Source organism: Streptomyces sp. NPDC104367, from assembly GCF_055583825.1.
Genome location: NZ_JBVJND010000049.1, coordinates 16634 through 40039, shown reverse-complemented (window position 1 = coordinate 40039; position 23406 = coordinate 16634). Strand labels below are relative to the sequence as shown.

Here is a 23406-nt window from a genome sequence, read left to right as displayed (position 1 = left end):
TCGACTTTCACTAATTTCCGGAGCCGTCGAGACGCCAGACTTCGCCGTCCTCGTCACGGCCGGCGAACTCCAGGCGAGGAGCGTCAGTCGACTGACGCTGTTCGAGCTCCGCGCGGAGACGCTGGATCTCCTGGTTCTTCAGCTCCAGCGCCTCCGTGCCGAAGTTGGCCTCGTCCGCGGCACGTCGGCGAGCGGAGAGCCAGGCGGAGCGGTAACGGTTGATCTCCGCGTCGGCGACCTCCATGACGGCAGGGGCAATCTCCGCCACCCACTCCGGAGACAACGACCTCCAGCCGCGCCACTCCTCGTCGTACACCCCACAGTGCCGGAGGGTCTCCGCGTACTCCTCCTCACGCGATGCCATGCGCCAACCTCCACAGCTGCCGGTCCGTCGTCGACACACGCTTCTGGTTCAATAGCCGCCACAGGTCCCCGGGCGTGACGTCACCCGGGAGACGGCCGTCGTTGAACAGGTGGACGCCGGCCCGGAGGTACGCCTCGTCGACGAGCTGCGAGCAGATCAGGTGCCCCGTGCTGCCCACGAAGTCCGTCACCCACCGCGGACGGATCCGCCAGTGCGCCAGGGCGATGGAGGCGTAGTCGAGGAAGGAGTAGGGCGTGTCGACGAGGTGATTCGCGCTGCCACAGACCCACGTGCGCTGCGTCTCCGTCAGCGGGATCTTTCCCGTCGACCAGATGACGGGCTCGTTCGCCTCCTCCAGCGGAATCCTCTCCGCCCCGCCGGGCATGGCTTGGACGATCAGACCGTCACCGACGTACACGTACGCGTGCTGTACGGGCGCACCGTCGCCGATGAGGTACTGGCCGGCGTTGATGAAGGCGCCGGTGATGCCGGAGATCTTCGTCAGGGCGAAGTCTCCGGGGAGCGGTGTGGTCATACGTCCTCCGGACGATGGTCGTAGAAGTCGTTCAGAACTGCGGAGGCGAACAGCGCACCGAGCCCCTCCGCACGGGCGGAGCGGTATGCGCGTACCGCTCCGTCCCGGTCGCCGACGAAGTACTGAACGTCGATGCGTGCGTCTCCTGGCGGTCGCGGGCGGTAGACCTTCACCCGGTAAACCCACGTGGGCCCGTTCATTGACGCTGGTCCACGCCGAGTACGTAGCGTTGCGGAAAGAGCCGGTATGGCGTCCGCATGATGTGCCGGCGGAGCATCCGAGTTTTCTCCCGCTCCTGCTCCAGCCTCCAGAGGAGTTCCTCATAGCGGACGACCATCCACGCGACCCCCTCGCACCGCTTGCACGAGGCTGCACGGCCGTGCCAGGGCGTTTCCCGGAACTCCCCACGGTCCTTGCGCCGGTAGCACGTGGTGCACTTGAGGACCCCGCGGTTTCCCGGGTGCCGGCGGTCGAAGTCGTCGCGGATGGCGTCGGCGAGGGTGTAGGTCATCGCCCGCCCTTCGGGTCGTGGTCTCCGAGATACACTGCTGCGCCCTGGAGGCGTCGACGGTGCTCGATCTCTTTCTCCATCCGCCAAACCGCGTGATGGCAGGCGGCGACGATGGCCGTCAGCCCGTCCGGCTCGTCCTCTCGCACCAGTGCGTTGGAGTGCTGACGTGAGCCGAAGCGCTTCCGGCGCTCCCGAACTTCCACCTCCAAACCACCGAAACCATCAGAGCAGACGCGGTAGAACCATCCCTCTGGCAGCTCCGGGGCGCCGGCGGAGACGAGGTCGGCCATGCTCATGCGGCCTCCTCCAGCTCTGTGACTCGCTTCTCCAGGCGCGCGATGTCCGCCGTCAGCGCCGACAGGAATCGCGCAAGCTCATTGGGAATCAGGAGCTTGCCGTCCCGGTCCCGACCGATGAAGCACGCACCCTCCTGGACAACCGACAGATGCTCGATGGTGTCGGCACTCAGGCTCATTCGCCCTCCAGCCACTTTGCGACGCTCAGCACGTCGTAGACAGACGGTTTCTCGGTACCCTCCCAGGACAAGCCAGTGACTAGCGCGTGGGCCGTGTGGAAGACGTCCGCGCGGGACATGACGTCGGAGACGGTGGGGAGTTCGGGGTCGTCGTCAACCTCGTCGGCCAGTTCCACTACCGGAACCAGCGGGCCGTAAGCCTCCTCCGCCGTCTCCAGGGACGCAGAAGTCCCGACGACGGTCGGATCACCGGCCACGATGCGAATCCGGCCGTCGTCGGTGTCCTCCCAGGTATCGCCGTCCTTGTCGACGTACCTCATACGCACCCTCCGTATCCCGCGTTGTATCCGTGCGGCTGACCGTCGTAGAGTGGTTCGCCGCACCCCTGGCAGCGAGGGGCGATAACGTCGGCCCCACGGTGAAGGCCTGCTTCCCATGCCGCTGCGTGCTCCTCACGAATGAGGTTCCGCCGCGCGGTCTCCTCGCGGATCTTCGCTGCGTTCCGCCGCGACGTCTCCCGCTGCACCTCCAGCAACGCACGGTTGCACAGCTCCAGCCATTCGTCAGAGCCGTCGTGGTTGACGAGCTCCGCCCATGCGCTCATGTCGTCACCCCCGGATCAATCTCGTCGGCTGCCTCGTTGCAATCACCCATGTGGTCGTCGGTGTAGGAACGGAGCCGCTCGGAGTTGCGGATCGTCTCCGCGTTCAGGTGCGACACGGCCCGGTGGTGGTCGTCGATTGCGTCGAGCAGCGCCATGGAGTGGAACCCTTCCGGCTCCTCACACGCGGCGTCGATGATGGCCTGTCGAGCCCCCAGCACGCCGGCCAGTGCCACCACAACATCGCGCCCCAGCTCCGGGCAGTCCTCAGCAGCGTGGCCCGTGCGCATCGTCTTGCACGCAGCAGGCGGATGCTGATCGCACTTGTCGCTGACGTTGTTCGTGTCGACGAGGCCGCACGGAGCAAGGTCGCACGGGCACGTGGCTTCGATGTGTCCGGGGCCGTCGAAGGATCGTCCGATGTGCATCACGGGGCCTCCGTCAGCCAGTCAGACATCCCGTACCAGTTGCCGTCATTGCCCTGCGACGAGACATCACCGAAGAACGCACGCTGACGCTGTGCCAGGTCGACCGTGTTTTCTGCCAACGCCTCGTCGACGAGGCGCTCCGCAACCGCCCGATGCGACTCCTCGCGCCCCGGGTACGTCCGGGCGAGAAGGTTGGTCAGCGTGGTCGTGAGCTTCTCGCGCTTCGTCACCACGCCTGCACCTCCTCCGCTTCCTTGATCAGCGCGGACAGGTCGTCGCCGTTCATCCGCACCGTGGCAATGCACTCCCCCACGGCGTTCCGGGTTTCGAGGTCGTACTCCAGGCCGATGGGACGGATGCTCACCGTCGAGCCGTCGGCCGTGTGGATGGTTCGTCCGCCGTTGATCATTCGGGGGTCTCCTCTTCCGGCTCCTTGAGAGCTGCGTTCAGGTCGTCGACGGAGGCGGTGCGCTTACCGGCCAGGGCCGCGCGGAGACGTGCGTACAGGTCACGGACGCGCTTCTCCTCGCGCTCCGCGATGCCGCGCCACACAAGTTCCCCACGCTCCGCGTGCTCCTTGTTCCACTTCAGAAGCTTGATCTCGGCTACCAACTCGTCGCGGGACCATGAGGCGTAGGTGCTGGCGAAGGCCTCTTCCCGCTTCCGCTGCCGGTCCGCCTCCTCCGCACGGCGTCGCTCGTGCGCTTCCCAGACAGACTCGGCTTCGGTGACCGTGCCGTCCGGGGTGGGGTAGCCGCGCCCCGGAGCCGGGGCTCCGTCAACGAAGCCGGCCCAGCCCTCCGCGAGCCACTTCGTCAGGACATCGTGGAGTTCCTTCACCTCGTCCCGGGTGAGCAGGAACGTGCGTCCGCTTCCCGTGGTCGGGTGGAATACGTTGACCAAGACGGTGTCGCTGACGGGCTTCTTGTGCGTGGCACCCACAGTGATCGCGCTGCGTCCCGAGTGGGACAGGTGCTCATTGAGCGTGTGCATGCGGCTGAACAGATACATTCGATCTCCTCTCCTACGCCGAAAGCCCCCGGCGCCGTAGCGGCCGGGGGCTGTGGTGGTGCGTGTGTGATTCGCGTCAGTCGAGTGGGCTGCGAGGGAGTGAGAGCTCCACCCAGTCATCCGGGTCGCCGAATCGGTCGACCTTGTTGAGGTCCATACGTCCGGGCGACAGGCCTTGTCCGTTGTCGAGGAAGCACCCGTCCGCCGCAGCAGCCTGAATCGCTGCCTCGATGGCGCGGGCGTGCTCTTCGAGGGTCATCTCTCCTCCTACTCCTGCGGGCACTGGGACCGATGGCATCCGTGGCGGTGGCACCAGTCGGGCGACCGCTCCTCGTCGGTGGCGCGTAAGGCGGGTAACGCAAGTCGACTCACGCTGCTCTCCTCCTGTGTGCGTGCGAAGCGGGGCGCCCGATGTGGACGCCCCGCGTGTGTGACTGGTGCTAGCGGAACAGCTTCCGCAGGTAGCCGATGACCATGTTCAGTCCGATGACGAACAGGATGGCCGTCCCGTAGCCGATCGCCGGCACGGCCAGGAAGACGCTGTGGACGGCTCCCACGACGAGCATGAGGAGCCACGCCTCGAAGAGGAGGACGGCCAGAGCTCCCGTGCACGTGACGATGAGCTTTCCGCCGTTGGTCTGCTGTGTCATTCGCTCTCTCCCGGGAACAGGTGGGGGAAGCCCCACGGCTCTTGCGTGTCGACGAGTACCGCGCCTCCGCTGATGCGGCGGAAGTCGGGGCTGCGCTGCATGTCGTACGGCCCGATCGCCCTGTCAGGGATCCTCCACTCCTCCTCCGTGTAGTACTTGCCGGAGGGCTTGAAGAGAATGACCGTCGCCGTTGCGCTCACAGCCCGAGCACCTCCGCCCTCTTCGCAGCCACGGCGTCCGCGTGTGCCTGCGGTACCCGCTCTGCGTCGCCGTGCGTGTAGATCTCCCACTTCCCGATGGACTCACGGGCCGTGGTCTGCGACTTCCCGGTGTGCGAACCGTCGGAGTCCAGGTAGCTTCGGTCGCTCGTCTCCAGGACTTCGCCGTCGACTGAGCTGACAACCGTCGACCGGCCCATCCACTGCGTGGGCTCCCACTCCCGATCACGCACACGGAACGTCTCCACGCGGGCTGAGTCGTAGCTCGAACTCTTGCCGCCGTTGATGCGGTCCCGGAACCGCTCAGCGGCCCGCTTGTGGCTGAACACCTGATGTACGGAGTAGTCGCTGTACGCGCCGGACGTCACCAGGTACGCACGCTTCACGTCGCTCATGCCGCCTCCCCACTCAACAGTGATATCTCCCGGGCCTGCCGAATGATGGCGGCCTTCATCTGCTCGACCTCGTCCGGCGCCGTGTACTGATCCCGCACGTACTCCGCGTTGGCCTGCGCACCCTCGTAGCGAGACTTCCAGTGGTCGCGCTCACGCTCGGCGGCACGGAGCTGCGCGCGCAGGGGGGCCGTGTCGTCCTGACGCTGTGCCAAGGACTTCCAGAGCTCCGCCTCCTTGCTGTTGTTCTCCGCCTCCCGCTCCCAGTGGTCCCTGTCGTCGGAGAGACGCTGTGCTCCGTCGACGACCCGTGCCATGTGGTCCGGGTCCCAGCGGTGCCCGTCGCCTTCGTCGATGTCGACGCCCAGAGCGCGGGCAACGTCGGCGACGACGTTGCGTGCCTGGCCTCCCCGCTCGTTCTCGGCGTTCACCGCTTTGACGGCTGCGGCTTCCAGCTCCCGAGTCAAGTCGATGACGCGATACGCCGGCAACACGTAGTCCCCACGGAGTTCGAAGATCGGCTTGCGGGCGTCCTCGAACGCCTTCGAAAGTTCCGCGAACGCCCTCACGCCGCCCTCCGCTGCGTCCCCGTGACGAACTCCCCGCCGGCCGCGATCGGCTTACCGACGACCTTCTTCTTCAGCACGGTCTCCCAGTCGAAGGTGTGGCGAAGGCTGAGGAAGTGCGCATAGATCTCCTCGTCGCACTTCACCGGGACGAGCGACCAGCCCTCCGGACGCACGTGGAGCACCGCCCCGCCGGCCATCGCAGGGACGTCGACGGACTCACCGGAGTCCGCCAGGATGATGCGGTCCGCGTAGCGGTAGGCGGAGAGCTGGAGCGCCACGGAGTCGTAGACCTTGGCCGACGTCTTCCAGTCGAGGAGAACCGTCTCCCCCTCGATCTCCGCCACGGCGTCGAAGCTGCCGGCGTACTTGTGGGTGTCGCTCCAGACGGTCTCCTCCAGGTACAGAAACTTCGGCTGGAGCTCCGTGAGGAACTCACGGAACCATCGGACGTGAGGCTTGACGTCCATGTGGACGTGCCGGTCCTGGACCACCTCACCCCGCGCCAGTCGCTCGAAGTAGTCGTGCGCGGCCGACCCCAGGTCCGTCGCGGCCTTTGTCTTCCGTCGGTGCGCGCTCTTGAGGTAGTCGATGGCGCCCTTCGGGTCACGCTCGATCAGCTGGGAGACGATGTCCCAGTTGTTGACGGCCGCCTCCGCGGACTCCTTCGCCGCCCAGAACGTGAGGAAGTCCTTCGGCAGCATGCCGCCGACGCTCGTCACACCCGGGACCTTGACGTCGCCGTCTCCCGGGTCGATGTAGAACCTGCTGCCGCCTCGCTTGATCGTTGATACGCCGCCCATCCGGCCTCCCTGTGTCGTCCCTACACCTAGGTAATGGGGCGCCAGAGGTCAGATGTATCAGTCGACTTCAAGATTTTTTCCGTCGTCCTCCCCCGCCGTCAGACCGTGCACAAACCGACAGACTGACCCCTGTTTTCCTTTCTCTCTAGACGCGTCTTAGAGGGTTAGAAATAAGGGGTTAGTTTGTCGTTTTGGAGCGCCGGGAGGACGGGGAGGCTGGTCGACGTGGAGGGCGATCAGTCCTCTGACCTGGCCCTTTTCAGGTGGCGACGCAGCTTCCGGAGCTGACTCTCCAGGGCCGCAAGCTCCTCGTCGAGTTTGGCACGCTGCCCGTCCGTCATCGTCTCGTCGATCACGGCGGTATCCATCTGCCCCAGCAGGGTCACCGCGACGTGGGCGAGGCGGAGGTGATCGGCCGTCGCCCGGACCTCCAGGCCGGCACTGCGCGGCTTGACGACGTCAGGTGCGGCCTTGCTCGCCCTCCCTGCTGGCTTCTTGGCCGGCGTGGTCGGAGAGGACTCCGCGGCAGCTGCGGACACGGCTACGGCCCGCAGGATCGTCGAGGTGGTCGCTCGTCGGTCCCTCTGCTTCTCCAGCGGGGAGTCATCGTCGAGCCCCAGGGCACGGAGTTCACGTGGCGTCAGGTAGCGACGCGCCTGGTTGCCCACGTGGTAACGCACGTTGCCCTTCAGGCGCTTCAGCTGGTCACCTGTGACGCCGGATGATTCGTACATCGCGGAGACCTGATCCCGGTACTCCTGCGTGATCTGCCACTCAAAGCGCTTCCGCAGGGCGATCACGACCGTGGCGATGTTGGCTGCCAGGATTGCCGGCTTGTCCTCGATCCGGGCGTACTCACGGGCGTAGGCAGCACCACGTGCGACGAGTGTTGTCTCCGACTCGTCCTCGATGTCCTTCAGATCGAGGGTGGTCAGGTGCGACACGTCGACATGCACCACTGATGCGTCGTTCCCACGTCGGGCGACGTCCTTCGGGCTCATCTTGACCTCTCGAAGACGCACGGCTGTCAGCCGCAGAGTACCGTGAAGCACTGTCCTTTGGTAGACCTTACCTCACGGTACCGCTACTTGATCACTTAGTTGTGAAGGGTTTCACACACACACCGCAGATGATGGGTCCTGTGGCTTCGACTGTCTTGGAGATGCGGAAGGTCCGGGCGGGAACGCACTCGCACGCCATGGTGAGGCGGCTCGGAGTGCTACTTCGCTTCGACGTTCCGGGCAGCTCAAGGTGGGGGAGAGCTTCGGGGATGATGCGGTCTAAGGCGGCAATGTCGTCGACGTGGCGAGTCTTCGCGGCGTCGCTCAGGACGACGCCGATGAAGCCCCTTGTCTTCGATCTCTCCGCGGAGACCGGCCACGTCAGCCCTACCTCCTCCGCGGCCGTCAGGAAAGCTTGTGTGTGGTAGGCGCCACGGGTGGTCGTGTCCGTGATGCCTCGCTTCCAGTTCAGGATGTGCGCGGCAGAGTGGAGGACGGAGACGACGACTGCCTCTGGCCCCTCTCTGAGTTCGTCCGCTGAGACGATCAGTCCCGTGACGGTCCCGTCAGCTTCTGTCCCCCATCGGTCATGGCCGTGATTAGGCGTCCCCGACGTCGGGGACGTAATAGGTCGTACAGGTGGTAGCTCCGCCACATCGACGCGGAGATGGCCCCAGAGGGTCTCCAGCGCTGCCAGTAGAGAGCCGGGTGAGGTCGGCATGCGCCGGAGTATAGGTCGCCCGATGCCTCCTCCACGTCACGCTAATCAGCCACGTCAGTCGTTTTGCGTTGCCCCTGAAACGCAAAAAGCCCCGCCACCCATTTCGGGCGACGGGGCTTGTTGGTGCAGTGGTTGGGTTGTTGAGGTTCGTCGAACCCTACCGAAGCCGACTAACCGGTATCTTTGTGCCTAGAGTCACAGGCGGTGGGGAGGGGCTCCGCAGCGTCGCGGATGAGTTGGGGTCGACCGCACACACCCCTCCCACTAGTAACAGTAAGGCGTGACACGGTCATGCCTTACGTCGTCGACGGTGCGCTACGGCGGCCTCTATCCCCGCCTGTACGGCCTCCAGGTTGATGCCCTGTTGCTCGTGGGCCTCGCGGAGGTAGCCCCATGGCTCCTTCGTGCCCTTGCCGCCCACTCCTCGGTTACAGGGCATGCAGGCGGGGACGAGGTTGACGAGGGCGTGGGGGCCATCGTTGCTCAGGGCGTAGAAGTGCTCGATCTCGTAGCCGTCGACGAGGGAGCCGCCACAGAAGAAGCACGCGTAGAGGTCGTGATCTTCCCAGTCGTGACGGAGGTCGCGTGCTGAGAATGGGGCGACGGTAGCGTTTGCGATGGTGGCTCGTCGTCTTTGCCAGTACCCACGCACTCTGTCTGGGTTCCCGGCGCGCCACCGTCGGTTGGTCTCCTCTCGACGTCCCCGGTTAGCCTCTCTCCACGCGCGGCCCGTGGCGGATTTCCTGTCCCGGTTGGCGGCGTGCCAGGCCCGGTTGGTCTCTGCTCTACGATCCCGGTTAGCCTCGTACCACGCGCGCGTGTCGGCGACTACCTTCTCCGCGTTTCGTGATCTCCACGCACGCACGGTTTCAGTTACATGCTCCTTGTTTGCTTCGTACCACTGGTGTCGGTACGCCTGTACGCATGACTTGCATGTCGGTGTCCGCCCATCCTTTGCCTTAGACGCAGTGTGAAACGCCCCGTGCCCCTTCACCGCGAAGCACTTCCCACACACCTTCGCCTCGACGCCCCGCTCCCGAAACGCCTTGTTGACCCTCCGCCGAACCTTCGCGTCACTCAGATCCATGTCTCTCCTCCTACGCCAAAAGCCCCCTGCGTCCGAAGACACAGGGGGCTCAGGTACTACTTCGTCGGCGTCACCTTGCTGCGCGCCGACTCACCGACGGCGAGCGGGAGGACGACGGCCAGTATGCCGCCCACCTGCCCCGCCAGGTTGTGGTCTGCCAGGGACGGGATGTAGACGCCGGCAAGGAGGACCACCGACGTCAGGGCCGCGCGCAGGCGGACAGGCTCAGCCTTGGCGAAGGTGAGGAAGAGGTACTTGCCACGGGTCGCGAGGGTCTTCAGGTATGTCAGAACGTGCTCCATGAGTGCCTTTCGTCAGTGGCGGAATGCCTGGCGTGCCGACTCCAGCTGCCACACCTCGTCGTAAATGACGTCGAGACGGGCGTGGAGGTCGTTGATGGTGCCGTCGTTCTGCACCATGTAGTGCGCATCTTCCGCCCCGAGTGCCCCCTCCGACTCGTGGTCGAGGTCGGGGATACCGGGGCGGTCGATGTGGAGGAGCTTGAAGCCGGCGCGGACGAGGGAGGCCGCCTCGTTGGGATAGCGGACGTCGGTGATGACGACGGGCTTACCGATCTCGTTCAGCTCGATCGCCTGGCGCAGGACGGGACGGATCCAGACCTCGGGGTCGACGCTGCGCATCGAGGCCCCGAACTCCTGGAGGAAGCGGCGGGTGTCAGGGAACGACGCCTTGGCGCCTTCCCACCCGCCGAAGCTTTCAAGGATGAAGGAAAGATCCCAATGCGTGTCCCCATACCCGCCCGTGTAGATGGCGGGGTCCACCCTCAGCGCCGCGTCCTTCAGCGCGTCCGCGAAGGCGAGGCGCCGGTATCCGCGCTGCTCGGTGAACCAGGCGCCCGCCGTGTCCTTGCCGTGTCGGGCCCGCCCGATGATGCCGAGATTCATCCGTCCCTCTTCCCTCTGCGGTTCTGTATCTACGTAATGGGGCGCAGAGGGGCAGATGTATCAGTGTGGGTCCGACTTTTTCAGACGGAGTACCAGGCACCACCGGAGGGGACGAGGGTGACCGATGCCCCTGCCGCCACTGTCTTCGTCGCGCTGCCATCGACGGTCTCGGAGCCGGCAGCAGCGATCGTCAGCGTGTTGGCGCCGTTGTTCTTGAAGCGGTAGACGCACGCCGTGTTGCCGGCGCCGACAAGGGTGGCGGTGAAGGCAGATGCCGTGTTGCAGATCAGGACTCGATCCGTCAGGCGTACGGTCGTCGCTCCGCTCAGGATCCGGACGCCTTCCGGGTTCTGACCGTCGACGATGCGCAGGCCGGTCGGCTTCCCGCCGGTCGTCAGGTTGGCGATGGTGTAGAGGCCGGTGAGCTTGATCGTCCCCAGGGCTGCCGCAAGGCCAGTGCCTGACGTCGTGTCGGCCAGGGCGGGGGCACTCGTCTCGGTGTCGAGCTGGTCGATGTCGAGGAAGGGGCCGATGCCTCCCGATCCGACGCCTACGATCAGGATGTTGTTCGTGCACGCCTCCACGCTGAGCTGAGACGCCTTGATGGCGTGGGTGGCTCCGACGGACCCGAAGTACAGGCCGACGGCACAGAAGCCGCTCCAGCAGTACAGGATCCGGCTGTCCACCATCGTCGTGTGTTCGGTGGCGTAGAAGCCGTACGTGTAGCCGCCGTGGCAGGTGACGTTCCGAACGACGCAGTAGTCGTTGTTCCCGTTCGCCGGCATAAGAGCACCGATCGACAGGCCGTTGGCGAACTGGTTGACCGAGGCGAAGTCGTTGTTGGGCACGACGCCCGTCGCTCCGTACGCCACGTCCTCCACATGGGCGTTCGCGATCCCGCTGAAGTCGAAGGCGGTGTACGTCAGGCCGTAGAGGCTGTACGCCGTCAGGATCGACAGACCCTTCAGCGTGATCAGCATGTTGGAGAAAACGCCGGGCGAGACTCCGTAGCCTCCAGGCTGCGCCGGCCCGCCGATGACACACGAATTGCCAGCCGCGGAGATCGAAGTGTTCTGCGCACTGATACCTGCGTGGACGCCGAAGCTGACGAGGCAGGACCCCGCCGTCTGCGGAACCGTCTGCTCCCAGTGCTGGAGGGCTGAGCCGTTCGACGCGCCCTCGATCGTCAGCGAGACCTTCCGCCCCGTCGATGCGACGATCGGGATGGTGAGCTGGGCATTGCCCTTCGTCGTCCCGCCCGTGACGAGTGCTCCGCCGATGCCGTAGAAGCCGGCGGACGCGGGGATGAACACGCGCGCCTGGCCACCGTTCGCCTGCGCCCACGTGACGGCGTCCGTGATGGCGTTCTGGATCGCCGCCGTGTCGTCCGTCGCCCACATGACAACCGCGGAGGAGACCGTCGTCGAGGCAGTGACGGAGAGGGTGACGTGCCCGGTATCGGTGAAGCCGGCGATCGTCCCCGTCAAGGTCGTGACGCCAGTCGCGCCGGCACCCTTCACCATGACGATCTTACCGACGTCAGAGGAGGAGAACGGTGTCGACGTAGCGCAGGTGAGCACCGCGGATCCGGACGTCATGGCGCCGTCGGTGCGGACCTTGCCGTCACCCTTGGCGCTGTATGCCGACTTGACGTTGAACAGCCAGTCACCCGTGTCGGCCTTCGCGAGGGTCGCGTAGGTGCTCGCGGCCGTCGCTGCCGTCAGCGCGCCGATCGTGGCCGGCGTGACGTCGAGGTTGGCACGGGCCAGGGCCTTGTCCGTCAGGTCGGAGAGGTTGCCTTCCTTCGCCAGGTACGCTCCGTCCGCCCTCGTCACCTCGGAGGTGATCGCCGACGTGACAGCGGAGGTCACGCTCGACGTCGAGGCAGCGCCGGAGATGTCAGCGACGGCCAGGACGACCGTCCCCGTCTTCCCGTTGACGCTCGCCACGGCTCCGCCGGACCCCAGGGAGTGGCCTGCGGGCCAGGCGCCTCCAGCCTTCGGGCCGTAGATGGTCCAGGAGACATGGTCGAGGAAGTAGTCACCGTCAGTGCCGTCGGATCCCGCAGGCGCCGCCGTGCCGGAGATGATCGTCCGCCCTGCGGGGCCGGCGACCAACAGGTAGTCCCCGTCGGACTGTGCGGCCGGCGCGATGTCGGCCAGATTGACAGTGCCTGTCGCCTGCGGAAGGGCTATGTAGTAGGTGCGCGAGGCGACGCCGATCAGCGTCTCCGTCACGGAGTACGTGAAGTTCGTGGGCCGCGCGTCGGTGTTGTCCGTCGCGACGAGGATGACGGAGAAGGCGCCTTCGGTGTCGAGGGTGACCTCCACCGATCCGCCGGCCGTCGTGTCTGCATCGGGGAGGCGGATGGACTCCGGAGCCGCGAAGGCGACCTTGCCGGCGAAGGGGGTCCCGTCCGGCTTGATGTAGCGGCCCGTCAGGGTGACGGTTGCGATGCCCGCGGGCATGGTCATGGGGTGTCGCCTCTCGGTGGGCGCTGGTGATCGATCAGGACGTGCTCCGCGTCGTGGCCGGCCTGCCACTCGCGCACCCGCGCGACGTCCTCGCGGACGCCGTCAATGTCGTCGCGCACGTCGTCAATGCGCGTGTGGAGGGCGGTCGAGATGCCTTCCAGGGCCTCCCTGGTCGCCGCCCCCTCCGCCACCGTGTGGCGACGGAGCGAGGCGAAAGCAGGGATGGCACCGATCACGGCTGCGCCGATGACTGACACAGCCGTGACCAGGGAGACGACTACTTCAGGGCTCACGCCTTCGCCGTGAAACCGTGCTTGGCCGCGAGCTTCGCGAGGGACGCGGAGCCGGGGATACCGTCCGCACCCGTTCCGGTGTAGCCGCATCGCTTCTGCCATGCCTTGTACGCGGAGTCCGTCTTGGTCCCCCAGGACCCGTCGGCGTACTTCGAGGCGAGAAGGCCCTCAGCGACGAGCGCCTTCTCAATGATCAGGACTTCCGCCTTGTAGGTCGTGTGGCCCGTCGTGGCGGGGATGTCCTTCTTGCGGGCCGTCAGGAGGTGGGCCAGGGAGACAGACGGCTTCGTCGTCGTCCCGGTGGCCGGCGTGGTGGGCGTGGTCGCCGACGTCACCGGAGCCGCAGCGAAGAGCACCGTGGTGTCGATGGAACCGGGGTCCCAGTGCGAGTTGCCCGGAACGTTGCAGTGCCCGTAGTGGCCAGACGTGGTCAGCCACGTCGACCTGTCACGGAGGCAGTCCGCGGCGTTCTTCGCCAGGTGCTCCGGGAAGACGTCGGGGACGCCCCACGACCGGATCGCCCGCATGAGCGCCTTGAAGTTGGGACCGGGCTTCCACGTCGAGGTGAAGGGGGACGCAGCCCGACCGAGGACTTCGATCTGGATACACGCGGCACCCGTGCGGTTCGTCCTCGTCGACCCGTCGTTCTGGAGGGCGCGGGCACTCTGGTTCATCGGACCGAACTGGCCGATTCGGTCGGTCGTGGGGTCGTAGAGGAAGTGGGGCTCGTAGCCCTCCTGTATCAGGTACGCGCCAACGGCCTTGAACGCAGCGTCCCCCGCCCCGCTCTCCGTGGTGTGCCAGACGACGCGAGCCGGCTTCGATGGCGTGTCCATCGCCCCGCCGATGCTGCCGTCACCCAGTCGCTCCGCTTCCTTGAGCCAGATCTCAGACATGTGTGGTCCCCTCCAGGGCATGGAAAACGCCCCGCTGTTGCGAGGCGTGAGTGTGGTGTGCGTCAGTCGCTGCCGGGGCTGAACAGGATTCCGTCGAGGCAGACCCACGCGGGGTCAGAGCTCGTTCCCGTGCCTCCCCCGTACTCGACGGTGTAGGAGATGTCTCCGGTCGGCTGAACGACAACGCGTGCGGTGTAGCGGGTCACGCTGTCGGTCGTCTTGCGATTGCTCGCGACGAGGAAAATCCGGTTCGCTCCTGGAGCGATAGACGTCGGGATCTTCGCCATAACGGTTTCTGTGCCGTCGTCAACGAGGTTTCCCCCGTTCGTTCTCTGGAGTCGTCCACGGAGCTCTATGCCACCGCCGGCCTTTAGCCGGTATCCGGGAGAGCCGCCGAATGCGGTGTACCCCGTCGCGTACGTCAGAGCGGTCCACGGTCCATCGGACATCAGCAGCCACGTGCCGTTTGCCTGATATCCCTCCCACCGATCCTCAGCGATCAGATAGGTAATCATGCCGACAACGGGCTTTGAGGTACCTGTTAGTGCGGCGGCACGGGCGTTGGCGTTGTCGAAACGCATGACGGTCTGGGGGACGACGCCGTTTACTAGCGTTGCCAATGCAGTTTCGATATTGGGCACGTCGGCAAGGACCGGGTACTGAATGTTCTGGTTGAACTTGTCGCCCTTGGACACAGCGGGAGTCTCCTTAGATATCGAAATTCGGTAGCTCGACTACCGCTAGGAAGTGGCGAGGGCGCCGATGACAACCCAGTTGCCGTCGGAATTCGTCAGCACGACCACGCCGTCATTGACGGCCGGCGTGTAGGACTTCAGCCGACGGACCTTCGCGACAGCGCCGTGAGCTGTGCTGATATCGACGGTGCCGTCCGTATAGACGGCCGTTACCTTGGCCATCCGCCACCCTGCGGCCTCCTGAGTCACTGTGCGCCGTGCAGCGCGCTGAACTGCGTCAGCGAGGTCCCTGCGGCTCGTCATGAGGTGTCCTCCTTGCCTCCACGGAGCCCGACACTGAAGGTCCCCTCGGCTGTCAGAGGCACTGTCGCGGATTGCAGGATGAAGAGCTCCTTCCTGCCGGAGTAGGCGATTCTCAGGCAGTCTCCGCCTTCTAGCGCCGGGTTAGGGACGCTGTTTATAGACGTCGATATGTTCGGCGCGATGGCGTCGAATAGCGTGTACTGAGCGGCTGTCAGACATGCGGCTGACGTCGTCCACAGGGAGGAGGAGATGAATTTAGGTACGCGCCCGAATGGGCCGCCCCATCTCGTCGGGCTCGTCGGGTCACTGTCGTACGCCGTGGCGCTCACGGGCAGTGAATACGAGGCGGAGTTCTCGCTTGATGCGACAACGCCGTTGTAAACGGCCGTTCTCGACATCTGTCGGGAGGCCGCCATGAGCGTTCCTCCCTCTCCCTCCGCGATGTCCCACACAACACGGGACGTGAGAACCTGGGGAATATCAGCAACCACGAAGCGGTCGAGGGAATCGACGTAGATTTCCGCCTGCATCGCTAGCGCGATCTGCTGAACGGCGTCCCAACGGTCGCTATTCACGTCCCACGTCGTCACTGCGAGGGAGGGATTTCTCCCGTCCGAAGTCAGGTTTACAACGGTTGCACCGGGGAGAGTTTCCCGAATTAGGGCGATGATGGCGTCAACGCAACCCGTGTAGCCTCGCGTCGTTTTCGGAGCGGTGAACTTGTCGTCGATGATGTAGCACTCAGACGAACTGCCCGTCAGGGTAACCGGGCCGAAATGCACGTCGCCCTGAGGCTCGTCGATCCGGAACGTTCCGAGAGGAACGGTCTCGGTCAGCCCGTTCGCGTAGCGGATTCCACGGCTGACGACGATGGACTGCCCGTATACCGCGAGAGGATCTATCGCAGCCCATGGCAGGTAGGACGGATCGGAAATCGTCAGGGCGAGCGTCCGCCGGACCTTCGACCCGCGGTCGATCGTGACGGAGCCGTCAGCGATCGGCAGATCCGCCTTCATCAAGGCTCCGGCATAGTGAACGTCAGCCCTGACGACGATGGAGTGAGACGTCGTCAGGGTCTGGAGGAACCGGGAGCTGACTGCGTACATCAGCCCCCCTGAATGCCGGTGTAGACGTCGAGCCAGGAGTTCGCGTTCGTCATGACGTCGAGCCAGTCCGTTCGAGTGTTGAGGACGGATTGCCACGTGCGGTCGGTGGAGCCGGTGATGCCTCCGACGGGGCGGTCGACCTCCGTCAGTGGGATGCTCCACGTGCGGTCCCGGTGGCCGGCATAGTCGGAGATGTGCGCCTCCACGGCGTCACCCACCTGCACGTAGACGTCGCTCTCGCCCCACTCTGACGGCCACTGGAGAAGCAGGGTGTTGCCGGTCTCCAGGAGCCACCACATGGCGTCGAGTTCATCCTGTGTCTCAGTGACCAGGGTCATCGTCCCCGCGCGTGAGGTGCGCACGTCGGAGATGATGATGGGCCGGGACCGGCCTACGACCGGGTTAACACCCTGCCGGGCACTCCTCGTCCAGTCCGGCATCCCGCCCTTGTAGACGATCGCCTCCGCCCACCGAGCCGGCAGGCCAGGATCCTTGATGACGACCGACGTATCGGGGGGCTCCGGAAGGATGACCGCGTCCGACGTCGACGCCTGGTACGAGGAGCCTGTGTAGGCCTTCACGTAGTAGCGGACGTCGACACCTAGCGGCGCTTCGTAGTCCTCGACAATGGCCAGGTCGCCCGTGATCACGGTGGCCGTGATATCGCCGTCAGAGCCACGGAGGGGCGTCATGGAGCCGTCGTCGAGCATCCTCCAGATTCCCCACTTGGCTTTACCGTCCGTCGTGAGGCCCTGGATCGAGATGCGTGCGCCGTAGCTACCGTCGATCAGGTCAGCGATGGCTCCGAGACCGCCAGGAGCGACGGAGAGGGAGTCGGCGTAGAAGAGGTCACCGGACGAAGGTGACAGGAACCGCAGCCCTATGCGCGCGCTCGTCGTGCCGGACGGTGCCACCGCGGACCCGACGGGGGCGTACCAACCTGCCGTCGTCCCCATCGACCACCGGTAGAAGGTCGACTCGATCAGGATCCCGGCAGCGTTGTACCAGTAGAAGATCAGGTCGACCACGGGGGCAGTCGTTCGCCCCGCGTGGTAGATCCGCGGCGTGATGCGGTACGCCTGGCGAGCCGTGACAGCGATGGCGTTCGTCAGCTGGACAGTGGCGTCCCCCGTGCCGTCACAGGTGATCACCATGGAGGCGATCCCCTCATACGCGACAGAGAGCGTCCGGCCACGGCTGCATCCGCTGAGCGCCGTCCATGCCGTGCTAGTGATCTCGATCCCCTGCGCGGCGTAGCCGAGGAGGTTCCCCGAGACAAGCGGAGTGGCCATGATCGCCATCTGGTCGACGTACCAGACCTGGCCGACGGCCGTGGCCACGGGCTCCAGGACGAGCCGGGCCGCTACGGCTCCAACCGGCGCAGTGTCGATGACCGCGCACCTCGTCCACGTCGACGCCGTCACCGACGCCCACGTCTGAGAGCTTGTCGACAGGAGGTTTCCGCTCGCGTCGTACCACCGGATCGCCGTGTGCCACTCCGTCGCAGCTGCGGGTACGTAAGTCCAGACGTAGCCCATGTACTCGACGCCGGCCGTCACGGGGACGGAACTGACCATGGCAGTGCGGCATGCCCCGGTGGCTGTCGACGTCAGAGAGAGGCAGCGCCACCCCTCGTACGAGCGGGCCGCGGAGGAGGCGACCGTGGTTTGCCAGATGCCCTCCCAGCCGGCCGCGTCCACCTCCACGCCCTGAACGCTGTACGGGAGAAGGTTGTTCGTGATCAGCGCCGGGAGACCGAAGCTGATCACGTCGACGCAGGCCAACTCGGCTGCCGCCAGACCGAGAACAGTGACCGTGACCGAAGCGTAGGTGGCACCGGTCGGTGCAGCTGCCAGGACGATGGGAGGCGGTGTCCTCCACGTCCCAGCCGTCGGGAGCGTGTTGGTGACGCTGACGGAGGTGGAGAGCGCAGTACCGCCAGTCACCGCGCTCCACCACGTCACGGTGACGTTCGCCGTCCTGCCAGACGAGGCCGTCGGACTGGCGAAGTAGGCGTACGCCGTGTAGGTCTGCCCGGCGGTCACCGGGACCCGGGAAGCCGTCGTCGCCGTGACGGACCCGGCTGCGGTTGCCGTCAGCCCCAGGGACGCGACCCCGGAGTAGGCCAGTGCCGTGCTCCGGGATCGCGTGGTGTTCGTACCGGCTGTCCACCCGGTGGCGTCCGTCTCCATGCTGGCCGTGTTGTCGGCCAGAAGGTTCGTCGCGACGCTCACTCGCCACCCCCGTATCCGGGCTCCACGCCCCGCCGGGGCTGAGTGGACGGGTCGGGGACGGGCTCAGCGGTCGGTGCCTCGTAGACAGGAATCGCGTCTGCCTCGTCCATCAGATTGACCTTCCGTTGTTAAGGGCTGACACCGTGAGTGATTCGCGCGCAGTCACCTCCGTGCGCACGATGTCGGTGATCTCGCGGTTACCGACGAAGACCCGCACATCGGCCTGGATCGACGTCGGCCCGCTGATGCTCTTGGCGGCTCGGATGTCGTCCCACTGGCGGCCCGTGAAAACGGGCTCCGGGGATCCCGTGCCGTTGGCGACGAGGGAGAGACCCGGTGGGAGGTAGCCGCCCTGGTCGTACCAATGCGGCGACCTGGCCTGCCACTTGGCCCACGCAGCAGCCGGCGATCCGTACACGCTCTTGATGTAGCCTTCGCCCCATCGGACCTGCGTCGATGCGTTCATCCGCCAGTCGGCACCCGCGGAGGCCATCTTGCTGCCCGGGAGGCTCTGAGGGATTCCGTACGCGCCTGAGCTGGGGTTTGTGGCGTTCCAACGCCAGTTGGACTCGTGGTTCCACAGCTGCTGAAGCGGGCCGAACTGGCTCGCGCTCCAGCCGTAGTTGCCGAGGATGCTCTTCGCGTAACGCTGAGCAGAGCCTGACGCCTGCGCGTTGGAGGCCACCGTCGTCAGGTACGGCATGGGGTCGACGGCCTTGCCGTTCAGTCGCGCCTCCAGGTGGAGGTGCGGGCCCGTGACGTTGCCCGTCGCGCCAACCTTGCCGATCTCCTGACCCTGCTGCACCACCTTGCCGACCGTCGTCAGGATGCGGCTCATGTGGGCGTACAGGGAACTCAGCCCACCACCGTGATTGATCATCACGTGGTTGCCGTAGGGGCCACCGCTCGTCGCCATGGAAACCGTTCCGTCGGCAACAGCGTTGACGCGTGTGCCGACCGGGGCCGGGAAGTCGAGGCCCGTGTGATGCCCGGAGGACCACATGGAGCCCTTGACGCCGAACTTGGTTCCGTACGCGGCGTTGACGGGCTTGATCCACTGTCCGATGCCTCCCGCTCCCCCAGAGAGAAGGGAAGAGACAGCGTCGACGAGTGTGGACTTCAGACCGTCGGCCATGCGGACCGGGTACGCAGCGAGCGTCTTCCCGATGGGTGAGGTGCCTAGCGTGCTCTTCGAGTGGTTGAGCACCCCCTTGACGAGGGAGCTCCACACCTTCCCGGGGTGAACCATCAGATCCGCGGCGGTGGACGCCCAGTTGACAGCGCTGCTCGCGCTGTTCTTCGTCCAGTCCCAGATGCCCCCGAGGACACCGCCGGACTCCATGAGCTGAGTTCCGGCAGCCTGGTGAAGCGACAGGGCGCGGGCCCTGTACCGCGGATCCGTCGGGATGACGTACTCCGGGTATCGGGGGTTGCCCTCGCCGACGATCGCCGTCGGACGGTTCACCTTCATCGGACGGGCAGTCCCCCATCCGTCGCCCACCGTTCCGCCGGCCGCGAGGAGCTTAGGAGCCTTCGGGAGCGGATCCTGACCGACGTACTTTGCGACCTTGTCCCACACGGCCTTGATGCCGTGGGTGTAGACCATGTCGATCACAAAATTGACAGGCGCCTTCGTGATTTCCTTGACGTCGCCCCAGTGCTTCTTGATTGCGTCCCGAGCGTCGCCGAATGCTTCTCCGACGAGCCGTACCGCGGACTTCATGCTGTCGAACTGCGGCTTGATGCCCTTCTCGTACAGCCATTTCGCCTTATCGGCTATCCAGCCGGCGACGGGGCTGATGATGTGGCCGTACAGCCACTTGAACTTGTCGCCGATCCACTTCAGTCCGTCCCAGAAGTTGGTGAAGAACGGCTTGAGTGCCTTCTCATACAGCCACTTGGACTTGTCAGCGATCCAGCCTGCGGCGGGGGCAATCGCGTGGTCGTAGAGCCAGACGAACTTGTCGCCGACCCACTTGATCGCGTCCCACAGGCCTTGGAAGAACGGCTTGAGCGCGTCATTCCAGAGGACGTCGGCCGTCACTCCCATCGCGTGGAAGATCGGCTCGAAGATGACGTCCCACAGCCACCCGAGCGTCGCCGCCATCAGATTGAAGGCGATGATCAGCGGGGCTATCAGCACCGTCGCTATCAGGGCGATCGTCGTCCCCACCACGTCCGCGATGGCGCTCCAGACGGGGACGAAGATGTTCTTCCAGAGCCAGACCGCAGCGTCACCGACGAACTCGATGGCGTCGACGATGCTTTCAAAGACGGGCTTTAGGACGTACCTCCACGCAAGTTGCGCGGCCGTCGAGATGCCCTTCCAGACGCTGTTGACGAGATCGTGGAACCAGCCCCACTTTTTGTACGCGTAGATGATGGCTGCCACGACGGCGATAATCGCCACGACGATCAGGACGTAGATGTTCGCGGCTGCTGCGGCATCGAACGCCCACATGGCCACGGTCCACAGCTTCGTTGCCACCCACGCGGCGTAGATCAGCTGGATAACCCACGGCAGGGTGTCGGCTACCGACGATAGTCCACGGGCAAGAGCGCCAATGAACCTCAGCATCGGCGTTGATACCGGGGACAGCGCCTTTCCGAGTGACAGCAGTGCGCCGCCAATGTCGCCCAGTGCCTCCGCCACCACCGGCCCGTGTTCCGAGGCGTAGTCGAGGAATCGCTCAAACTCCGGGCTGCCCTTAAGGCCAGTACCCCAGTTGGCGAAGCGACCGGTGATGCGCTTCATCCGGTCTTCTATGCCGTCCATATGCGGGAGGAAAGCGTCGATGATTCCGGCCATCCCCTTCAGGACGTTGCCGAATGCGATGCCCATCCCGAGAATGGCCGGCCTGGCGTTCTCGTTGATGTCCTTCTTGAAGCCCTGCCAGAACGGCTTTTTCAGGTCCGCGCTCGCCCGGTCCATCAGTTCGCCCACGGCGTCCGCGGCAGCCAGGACGAGGGGCGTGAAGGACGGCAGGCTGTTCTTCGCCCCGTCGACGGCCCGCGTGAAGAGCGGGAGCACCTCCGGCTGAAGCGACGTCGCCCACGCCTTGTAGGCGGACGTCAGACCCCGCGGGCCGGCTATCGAGTCGTAGAGCTTCCGCTGTTCCGGAGTCAGCTTCTTGAGCGCCTCGCGGTAGGCGTTCGTCTGGGACGTCGCGCTGGCCGTGGTGTCGATGCTCGACAGGCGAGCCGACTCGACACCCCGTTCCGCAGATGTGACGGACTCTGCGGCAGAGATTTGTGTGTCCGCAGCGTTCTGCACGGCGTCCGCGAGGGAACGCTGAGCGTCGGCGATGGACCGGGCCGCCTCCACTTCCGTGCGAGCGGCGTCCTTGTGAGCCTGTGCCACGGCCTTCGTCTGGTCAGTGACGTTCTGCTGAGCCTTGGCGAGAGCGTCGGCCGCGGACTTAACGGCGTCGTTGCCGTCTACGCCCTCCTTGCGGGCCTTCTTGGCGTCCTTCTGAAGCTGGTCGTAACTCTTCGACTGCTCCTTCTGCGCCTGAATGGCCTGGTCGTAGGAGAGCTGCGCCCGCTCCAGCTCCGTGTCCGAGATCTGGCCCAACGCGTTCTGCCGCTTGGCCTTGGCTAGGGCCTCCTCTGCCTCCGTCACGGAAAGGGCAGCGTCACGCTGGGCTAGCTTGCCGTCTACGAGCTTGTCGTTCAGATCGTCGAGAGCCTTCGCGGCGTCCTGACGAGCCTGCGTGAGGCTCTGCTGTGCTTGCTGTTCCTGCTTCTGAGCGTCGACGAGGGACCGCTCCGCGCGGGCCACAGTCTCCGCGGCCTGACGTCGCTGGTCGGCAGCGTTCTGTGCAGCCTCCGCGAGGGAACGCTCAGCGTTGGCGATCTGCTCGTTGGCCTGCGCGATGGACCGGGCGGCGTTGCGATGGGCTGCCGTCAGTACCTGTTGCGCTGAGGCCATCTGGAGGGCATTCTGCGCGGCACGGACGTCAGCTGCGGCGGAGTTGTTCGTCGCCGTCGTGGCGGCCTTCTCCGCAGCTGACTTCGCCTGAATCGCCGACGTCACCGACTTGATGGCCGGAGCCGCAACAAGGGCCAGGGCACCCATGCCGGCAGCAGCCGTGACAGCTGCGGAGGCGAGGGCACCGATGCCTGCGGCAGCGATCGGGATGACCGGGAGCGCCATCACGCCACCGATAGCGATGGCGAGTTGGAAGAGAGCGGCCTTCGCCTGCGTGTCGTTGACGTGGACGTTGATCCGTACGTCATCGCGGTCCAGGTCGTTGACCATGCGGTGCACGGCCGCGAGTTGTGCCTCTGCGGCCCCCGCGTCAACCCGTATGGCAACGTCGGCGTCGGAGGCTGACAGCCGGGCTAGACGGGTCTGAATCTCCGTGATTCGGGCCAGGGCCGTTGCCGAGTCGAGGTCAACGCCGATCCGAGCGTCACGGAGAGCCGTCAGCTTTGCCCGAAGGCTGGCTATCTCAGCCTCTGCGTCCGTCGTGTCCGCACCGATGTTGATGTTGGGGAGGCTGGCCTCCGCCTCCCGCACCGCAGCCCGGAGCTTGGCGCCCAGGGCGCCGTCCGTCTCGATGCGTATCCGGGCGGGGTCCGCCGTCGCAGCGTCGATCTCCTCACGGAAGGCAGCGATAGCGGCTCGTGCTGCTGCCGTATCGACTCGGACTGCCACGTTGGGGTGCGCAGCCCCCAGCCGGCGAAGCTTCTCGTCGAGCTCGTCGATGTGCGCCCGCGCAGCTTCGGCGCTGACGTCGATGCCGATCCGCTTGTTGCTGAGCTGCTCCAACTTCGCCCGGATGCGGGCCAGGTCAGCGTCAACGCCCGTGTCGGACAGCCGGATGTCAAGCTTCGGCATCGACCGGAAGGCCTCTTCGAGCTTCGCCCGAAGGCTGCGCGCGAATGATCCACCCGTGTTGGCACCCTGGCGGGTGGCCGCTAGTGCAGCCGCCTTCCCGCCCCTGTTCACGGCGTCCGGGATCGAGACGACGATGTTCCGGGAGATCGCCTCTCCCATGCGTCGGCCGGCGTCCTCCCCCACCTTGTCGGCGATGGGGAGGACGATGGCCTTCAGCTTGGTATGGAACAGGGGTAGCACCGGGACGACGTCAACGCCGGCACTGCCGACAATGTCCAGGTCACCAGCCATCAC

At 65.6% G+C, this 23406-nt stretch carries 29 protein-coding genes; all 29 read right to left on the bottom strand.

The genetic code is table 11. The annotated features are described in order from the left end of the window. Window positions 1-10 precede the first annotated feature (10 nt). Window positions 11-364 (bottom strand): hypothetical protein, encoded by a 354-nt coding sequence (locus ACZ619_RS42215; protein ID WP_469611064.1) that lies wholly within the window; start codon window positions 362-364, stop codon window positions 11-13. Next, window positions 351-899, bottom strand: coding sequence for a C40 family peptidase (locus ACZ619_RS42210; protein WP_469611062.1), 549 nt, complete (start codon window positions 897-899; stop codon window positions 351-353). Before ACZ619_RS42210 ends, ACZ619_RS42215 begins: the two co-directional genes overlap by 14 nt. Window positions 900-1095: 196 nt before the next feature. Then, window positions 1096-1410, bottom strand: a complete 315-nt coding sequence (locus ACZ619_RS42205) for a hypothetical protein (RefSeq protein ID WP_469611060.1) — start codon at window positions 1408-1410, stop codon at window positions 1096-1098. Further along, complete coding sequence (locus tag ACZ619_RS42200; RefSeq protein ID WP_469611058.1) at window positions 1407-1706, bottom strand: hypothetical protein; 300 nt, start codon at window positions 1704-1706, stop codon at window positions 1407-1409. Before ACZ619_RS42200 ends, ACZ619_RS42205 begins: the two co-directional genes overlap by 4 nt. Then, window positions 1703-1885, bottom strand: a complete 183-nt coding sequence (locus ACZ619_RS42195; protein ID WP_469611056.1) for a hypothetical protein — start codon at window positions 1883-1885, stop codon at window positions 1703-1705. Before ACZ619_RS42195 ends, ACZ619_RS42200 begins: the two co-directional genes overlap by 4 nt. Continuing rightward, complete coding sequence (locus tag ACZ619_RS42190) at window positions 1882-2205, bottom strand: hypothetical protein (protein ID WP_469611054.1); 324 nt, start codon at window positions 2203-2205, stop codon at window positions 1882-1884. The genes ACZ619_RS42195 and ACZ619_RS42190 overlap by 4 nt, the downstream gene beginning before the upstream one ends. A gap of 280 nt (window positions 2206-2485) precedes the next feature. Next, window positions 2486-2917: a hypothetical protein gene (locus ACZ619_RS42185; protein WP_469611052.1), complete on the bottom strand. Its 432-nt coding sequence runs from the start codon at window positions 2915-2917 to the stop codon at window positions 2486-2488. Further along, window positions 2914-3147, bottom strand: coding sequence for a hypothetical protein (locus ACZ619_RS42180; protein WP_469611050.1), 234 nt, complete (start codon window positions 3145-3147; stop codon window positions 2914-2916). Before ACZ619_RS42180 ends, ACZ619_RS42185 begins: the two co-directional genes overlap by 4 nt. Further along, window positions 3141-3323, bottom strand: a complete 183-nt coding sequence (locus tag ACZ619_RS42175) for a hypothetical protein (protein WP_469611048.1) — start codon at window positions 3321-3323, stop codon at window positions 3141-3143. Before ACZ619_RS42175 ends, ACZ619_RS42180 begins: the two co-directional genes overlap by 7 nt. After that, entirely contained in the window at window positions 3320-3925 is a 606-nt protein-coding gene (locus ACZ619_RS42170) for a hypothetical protein (RefSeq protein ID WP_469611046.1), read from the bottom strand. Before ACZ619_RS42170 ends, ACZ619_RS42175 begins: the two co-directional genes overlap by 4 nt. A gap of 76 nt (window positions 3926-4001) precedes the next feature. Beyond that, entirely contained in the window at window positions 4002-4184 is a 183-nt protein-coding gene (locus ACZ619_RS42165) for a hypothetical protein (protein WP_469611044.1), read from the bottom strand. 181 nt (window positions 4185-4365) lie between these two features. After that, window positions 4366-4575, bottom strand: a complete 210-nt coding sequence (locus ACZ619_RS42160; protein ID WP_469611043.1) for a hypothetical protein — start codon at window positions 4573-4575, stop codon at window positions 4366-4368. Beyond that, complete coding sequence (locus tag ACZ619_RS42155; protein ID WP_469611041.1) at window positions 4572-4775, bottom strand: hypothetical protein; 204 nt, start codon at window positions 4773-4775, stop codon at window positions 4572-4574. Before ACZ619_RS42155 ends, ACZ619_RS42160 begins: the two co-directional genes overlap by 4 nt. Next, the gene (locus tag ACZ619_RS42150; RefSeq protein ID WP_469611039.1) at window positions 4772-5188 is read right to left on the bottom strand and encodes a hypothetical protein; all 417 of its coding nucleotides are present in this window, start codon (window positions 5186-5188) and stop codon (window positions 4772-4774) included. The genes ACZ619_RS42155 and ACZ619_RS42150 overlap by 4 nt, the downstream gene beginning before the upstream one ends. Continuing rightward, window positions 5185-5754: a hypothetical protein gene (locus ACZ619_RS42145; protein ID WP_469611037.1), complete on the bottom strand. Its 570-nt coding sequence runs from the start codon at window positions 5752-5754 to the stop codon at window positions 5185-5187. The genes ACZ619_RS42150 and ACZ619_RS42145 overlap by 4 nt, the downstream gene beginning before the upstream one ends. Then, on the bottom strand, window positions 5751-6554 hold the full coding sequence (locus ACZ619_RS42140) for a hypothetical protein (protein WP_469611035.1): 804 nt from the start codon (window positions 6552-6554) through the stop codon (window positions 5751-5753). The genes ACZ619_RS42145 and ACZ619_RS42140 overlap by 4 nt, the downstream gene beginning before the upstream one ends. A 236-nt stretch (window positions 6555-6790) precedes the next feature. Next, a complete protein-coding gene (locus ACZ619_RS42135) occupies window positions 6791-7555 on the bottom strand; it encodes a hypothetical protein (RefSeq protein ID WP_469611034.1) in 765 nt (254 codons plus the stop codon). Window positions 7556-7646: 91 nt separating this feature from the next. Continuing rightward, window positions 7647-8276 carry a hypothetical protein gene (locus ACZ619_RS42130; protein WP_469611032.1) on the bottom strand — a complete coding sequence of 210 codons (630 nt, stop codon included), beginning with the start codon at window positions 8274-8276 and terminating at the stop codon, window positions 7647-7649. Between the two features lie 289 nt (window positions 8277-8565). Beyond that, complete coding sequence (locus tag ACZ619_RS42125; protein ID WP_469611030.1) at window positions 8566-9363, bottom strand: HNH endonuclease signature motif containing protein; 798 nt, start codon at window positions 9361-9363, stop codon at window positions 8566-8568. Window positions 9364-9419: 56 nt separating this feature from the next. Continuing rightward, a complete protein-coding gene (locus ACZ619_RS42120; RefSeq protein WP_469611028.1) occupies window positions 9420-9665 on the bottom strand; it encodes a hypothetical protein in 246 nt (81 codons plus the stop codon). Window positions 9666-9677: 12 nt separating this feature from the next. Beyond that, the gene (locus tag ACZ619_RS42115) at window positions 9678-10268 is read right to left on the bottom strand and encodes a deoxynucleotide monophosphate kinase family protein (protein WP_469611026.1); all 591 of its coding nucleotides are present in this window, start codon (window positions 10266-10268) and stop codon (window positions 9678-9680) included. Between the two features lie 80 nt (window positions 10269-10348). Beyond that, entirely contained in the window at window positions 10349-12598 is a 2250-nt protein-coding gene (locus ACZ619_RS42110) for a hypothetical protein (protein WP_469611024.1), read from the bottom strand. Between the two features lie 140 nt (window positions 12599-12738). Then, complete coding sequence (locus tag ACZ619_RS42105) at window positions 12739-12999, bottom strand: hypothetical protein (protein WP_469611022.1); 261 nt, start codon at window positions 12997-12999, stop codon at window positions 12739-12741. A 32-nt stretch (window positions 13000-13031) separates the two neighbouring features. After that, window positions 13032-13952, bottom strand: a complete 921-nt coding sequence (locus ACZ619_RS42100; protein WP_469611020.1) for a peptidoglycan-binding domain-containing protein — start codon at window positions 13950-13952, stop codon at window positions 13032-13034. A gap of 41 nt (window positions 13953-13993) precedes the next feature. Next, complete coding sequence (locus ACZ619_RS42095) at window positions 13994-14626, bottom strand: hypothetical protein (RefSeq protein ID WP_469611018.1); 633 nt, start codon at window positions 14624-14626, stop codon at window positions 13994-13996. 45 nt (window positions 14627-14671) lie between these two features. Beyond that, a complete protein-coding gene (locus tag ACZ619_RS42090; RefSeq protein ID WP_469611017.1) occupies window positions 14672-14848 on the bottom strand; it encodes a hypothetical protein in 177 nt (58 codons plus the stop codon). Window positions 14849-14925: 77 nt separating this feature from the next. Continuing rightward, window positions 14926-16035 carry a DUF5047 domain-containing protein gene (locus ACZ619_RS42085; RefSeq protein WP_469611015.1) on the bottom strand — a complete coding sequence of 370 codons (1110 nt, stop codon included), beginning with the start codon at window positions 16033-16035 and terminating at the stop codon, window positions 14926-14928. Next, window positions 16035-18269 (bottom strand): hypothetical protein, encoded by a 2235-nt coding sequence (locus ACZ619_RS42080; RefSeq protein ID WP_469611013.1) that lies wholly within the window; start codon window positions 18267-18269, stop codon window positions 16035-16037. The genes ACZ619_RS42085 and ACZ619_RS42080 overlap by 1 nt, the downstream gene beginning before the upstream one ends. A 109-nt stretch (window positions 18270-18378) precedes the next feature. Further along, window positions 18379-23403, bottom strand: coding sequence for an aggregation-promoting factor C-terminal-like domain-containing protein (locus ACZ619_RS42075; protein WP_469611011.1), 5025 nt, complete (start codon window positions 23401-23403; stop codon window positions 18379-18381). Between the last annotated feature and the right edge of the window lie 3 nt (window positions 23404-23406).